The following is a 4,590-nucleotide window of genomic DNA, read 5'->3' on the forward strand; positions in this document are numbered from 1 at the left end:
CACTGATCAACTGAAGCCCTTGGTTGTGATCTTCCTCTGTCGCAAGAAGGAATGATCAACCAAGGGCTTCATCCATGATCAACCGGGGGTCCCACTGGGCTCTGAGACCTTAAAACTCAAGCTCAGAGAAGGCGGCCGATCGGGTTGGGGAAGGGGACATAGCCTGCCTGCCGGTCGGCTTGGCGCTCCCACCGGACGAGCAGGTTCGTCTTGGCGGGCAGCGGAACCCCGGACAGCAGCGCCCGCAGCCGCGGCGGGTGGCCCAGGGTCCGGCTGACGGCGGCCACGGTGTCACCGAGGTCGGACCACAGCTGGTCCTCGAACCGGCACATCCCCGGCGCCGACTCGTGCACGAGATCGGCGAGGGCGCCCGCGAACTCGGTCAGGTGGTTGACGAACAGGCAGTAGGCGATCCGGTTCCACGCGCGCTCGTCGTCGTAGGCCACCGCGCGGGCCACGTCGGAGGGCAGCGCGGCGAGGGTGTCGGCGTGCCGGTCGGCGAGGAGCTTGGTGCCTTCGAGGTCACGGGCAAGCACCCGCACCGGCAGGTTGTCCGGGCCGAGCACGACCAGCACGTTCTGCGGGTGCGGTTCGAGCACGACCCCGTGTTCGGCCCACAGGCTCAGCACCGGTGGAACCAGCAACGTGGTGTAGCGGCGCCACCACCGCAGCGCCCACGCTTCGCCATTCGCCGTCCCGACGAGATCGGCCAAGCGCGTTCGGGTTCCCGCCGGATCGCGGTGTTCGGCGGCGAGGGCGCCCGCGAGGTGCACCTGGCCACCGAGGTGCTCGCCCAGTCCGCCGCGCACGATGGTGCCGAATCCCTCCAGCAGCGCGTGCCGCCCCCGCTCATCGCCGTACGCGGCAGGCAGGGCGACGGTCCGGGCGGCGGGCTCGGGCAGGAATCCGAATCCCTGGTGTTCGCGCGTCACGCGGGCGCACGGTTCGGCCAGTATCCGGGTGAGTTCGACGGCGCCCGCGAGTTCGTAGTCGGCGTTCTTGCGCAAGCAGTTGGTGATCCGAACATTGAGGCTGGTCTTGAGAAACAGGTCGGCTTCGGGCTGATAGAGCGTGCGAACGCTGGCCGTCGGATGGAACCGGGGGCCCGTCTCGCCGAGGTCGCGCAGCGCTCCCGCGGCCATCGCCGCGCGCAGGACCGGTCCCGCGGTGGCGTCGGCGGACATCAGGGCGAACTGCCACGGGTGCACCGCGAGCGCGCGGAATCCTTCCGGCACAGACAGGTCCGCGGTCCGCGCGTGCCCGTCGAAGCCCAGATCATCGATGGCGTGGTCACGGACGAGTTCGGCGGGTGCGGCCAGCCAACGCAGGGGAAAGGCCGACCGCGCCTCGGGGGCGTAGCGGCGCCACTGCTCGGAGCCGCCGGAACGCGACTTCGGCGTCGGATGGCGGGGATGGCCTGCGACCAGGGACTGTTCGGAGTCGAGGTAGGCACCCGCGAATCCCGGCACCGGCCGGTCAGCGGACTTCGGCCGGGTGCGCAGGATGTCCTCGAGCGCGTCACGGCTGGCCGCGACCTGAACGGCGAACTCGTCGTTCCCGTGACCGGTGCGCAGCGTGAGTTCGGCGTCGATCAGCGCGGCCAGGTCGTCGGCGTCACACGATCGCCACCCGCCTTCGTCCTGTCTGGACTGGACGGGCCCGGTGAAGCGGTGCGCCGCGACGGTGGACGCGCGGCGCAGCCGAGCCCGCAGGGTGTGACCGGTATGTGGCAGGTACACCACGAGGAAGCGGTCGACGATGCCCGTCCGCCGTTCGGGTCCGGCGACTTCCCGGACGAGGCAGCCGAGAATCGTGTGGGCGGTCAGCAGATCAGCGGTGTCGACGCTCAGACCCGCCGCAGCGGTGGTCGAGGCGGTCAAGATCAGCTCCTGGGGCGCAGATAGTTCGGGCCGGCGTGGCGGTAGTGCTTGTTGATGTCCGTGCAGCCGAGGCGGTGCTTGGGAAGCAGGGTCCCGGCGGTGACCATCGCCTTGACCGGTAAGTGTTCCGCCTCCAGCACCCGCCTGCGCACGGCTTCGGCCGCCGCGACGGACCTGGCGTCGGCCGAGTCGGTCCAGCGAACCAGCGCCTGCTCGATCCTGTCCCGTAGCAAGGCGAACAGCTTCGCCCGGCGTGCCAGGTCGGTGCCCGCGTGCTCGACGATCAGCGCACCCGCGCACAGGTGCAGGGTGATCGTGATGAACATGTCGGCGAGGTCGTCGTCGCCGGTGACGCACATCCGCTTGTCCGCGAAGGCATCCGGCGTGACGGAGACGCCGAGCGCGCCGGAGAGGCGTTCGCAGTCGATCCGCGCGCCGTCGTCGTCCTTGTAGACCAAGCGAAGCCAGGGATCGCCGACGCCCATGGCGACGGTGATGTTCTGCTGGTGCGCCTCCAGGGCGACGCCGTAGCGGACCCAGAGCGCGACATGCCAGTCGAGCAGCAGGGTCAGGTAGGCGTCGAGCCAGGCGTCGGTGTCGCCGCCCGCGTGCTGGGCGGCGAACGTGTCGAGCAGTGTCGCGTCCGGGTGCGTCGGGTCTTCGGCGAGCAACGCGGCGACGGGCGCGAGGGTGTCGCCCGCGAGGTCGGCGGGATAGCGCCGGATCAGCGCGGCGAGCAGGTCGTCGGCGCTGTCGAGCCAGTCGGACTCGTCGGCGAGCAGGATCCGCTCGCGCAGCGCGGGTTCGCGGTCCAGGATCGCCTGCAGCAACCGGTGCACGGTGTCGCCGTCGGCCAGCGTGCCCGGGTTGATGGTGCGGCGGTTACGTTTGCCGAGCGTCGCGGTCGGCATCGGCAGCTTGAGGTGAACGCCGGGCAGATCGGCCAGCGCCACCGTGCGAGTCGACAACGTCGGTGTCGCGAGCAGCGATCCGTCCAGGTTGGCTGTCAACGGATGCACCGGCACCGCGATGTGACCGGCGACCGCTTCGGGCCACCAGTCCGGGAGACCGGCAGCCAGCGTCGGCGAGAGCCGCACCGAGTCCCGGGGGACAATCCTCCAGCCGACCTTGAGATCCGGCAGGAACTCCGGAGCGTAGCGGCGGAGGTCGGCCTCATCGAGGCCCCAGCGGCAACGGCCGGTCGGGTGCACGGGGTGGTCGCGCAGCGCGGCCACCGACTCGTAGTGCAGCAACTGGCGAAACCCGGCTGCGCTGGGCTCGGCCCGAATCCTGGCGTACAGCTCGCCGCGCGCGGTCTCGTGCAGCCGCACGACGGCAAGCGTTTGCGCACACTCTTCGACGAAGTCCGCCCAGCCCTGTTCAGCCTCTGGATCGTCCGTCGGCGCCAGTGCGGCCAATACGCCGGAGAGCGTGTCGAGCACCTGCCCCGCCACGACGACCGACGGATGCGCAAGGCGGTACTCGGCAAGGAATCCGTCCGGTTCCACCGGCAGGTGCACCCGCCGCCCCCTTGGCAGCGGCGCGCTCCACCACCGCCCAGACCAGTAGGCCCGCGGCGGCTCACCCAGCTCACCTCGCGAGGCCAGCCCCAGGTGATTCTCGCGCAGCAGGGCGTCCACCACGCGGCGGAGCAGGTCCGACTCGGCGCTCACGCCGACACCCGGGCCGCGGGTTCGATCACCCAGCGCTGTTCGGCGAGGAACTCTTCGACCGCTTTGTCCACTGTGGACTGATCTGGTCCGATCGCGTGTACCGCGGACAGATAGTCACGGTTCGTCCCGTGCCACTCCGCCGCCACACCGACCTCCCGCATCCGCCGATGCCCCAGCCGCACCCCGCCGACGGTGCACTCGCCGGAGGCGGGAGCGGCGACCAGGACACCCGCGCGGTCCGCCGTCACCCAGTCCACCCTGGCGTGCCGGGCCAATCCCTTCGGGTCCGGCAGCTCGGCGGGCAGCGACTCCCCCAGATGCAACCGGATCACCTGGGGGAACAGGTCGATGCCGAGCAGCTCGGCGCAGATCAGGTCCATGGTGTCACCGATGAGCCGGTAGTTGACCTCGATGATCCGTGCCCGGTCGCCGTCGATGACGAACTCCGTGTGACACGCGCCCAATCCGACGCCAAGCGCGGCGAGTTGGGCCCGCAGGTGCGCCTCGACGGCGGGCGGCAGCATCGGGTCCCACTCCATCCGGGTCTCGGCGAAGTGCGGCGGAGCGCCGAGGCTGGTCCGCCAGGAACCGAAGTGGTACAGGGATTCTCCGTCGCCGAGGGTCTCGTAGGTGCGCACGTCACCCGCGAGGTACTCCTCGACGACCAGCGTCGCCTCCGGCCTGCGGGTCCGAATCTCCGTGACCCGCCGGGCCAGGTCGGCGAGGTCGGCGACCAGCAGCGCGTCCTCGCTGGCGACGCCCTCGCGCGGCTTGACGACAGCGGGAAAGGGCAGCGCCAGACCGTCCAGTTCGGACAGGGGCAGCATCGGGTCGATCTGTGCGCTCCGCACGACGTCCAACCCCGCGTCGGCCAGGACGGCCCGGGTGAGGGCCTTGTTCTTGCAGCGCACCGCCGCCGCCCACGGCTTGGCGGGCAGCCCGAGCAACTCGGCGGCTTGTGCGGTCGCGGCCTGCAGGTGGTCGCTGTTGCTCAGCAGCGCCGCCGGCCGACCGAAGCGCGCCCCCAGGGCCTGCAC

The 4,590-nt window shown here is 70.7% G+C and carries 3 protein-coding genes; all 3 read right to left on the reverse strand.

All coding sequences use genetic code 11. The features are described from left to right. Positions 1–122: 122 nt before the first annotated feature. The gene (locus tag ACRDSQ_RS22250; RefSeq protein ID WP_431423743.1) at positions 123–1,880 is read right to left on the reverse strand and encodes an IucA/IucC family protein; all 1,758 of its coding nucleotides are present in this window, start codon (positions 1,878–1,880) and stop codon (positions 123–125) included. Positions 1,881–1,882: 2 nt separating this feature from the next. Beyond that, positions 1,883–3,553: an IucA/IucC family protein gene (locus ACRDSQ_RS22255; RefSeq protein WP_431423744.1), complete on the reverse strand. Its 1,671-nt coding sequence runs from the start codon at positions 3,551–3,553 to the stop codon at positions 1,883–1,885. Further along, positions 3,550–4,590, reverse strand: a 1,041-nt coding sequence (locus ACRDSQ_RS22260) for an ATP-grasp domain-containing protein (protein ID WP_431423745.1), incomplete at its 5' end; no start/stop codon positions are given. The genes ACRDSQ_RS22260 and ACRDSQ_RS22255, both read right to left, overlap by 4 nt.

The sequence above is a fragment of the Actinokineospora sp. genome (genome assembly GCF_050699995.1).
Classification (GTDB): Bacteria; Actinomycetota; Actinomycetes; order Mycobacteriales; family Pseudonocardiaceae; genus Actinokineospora.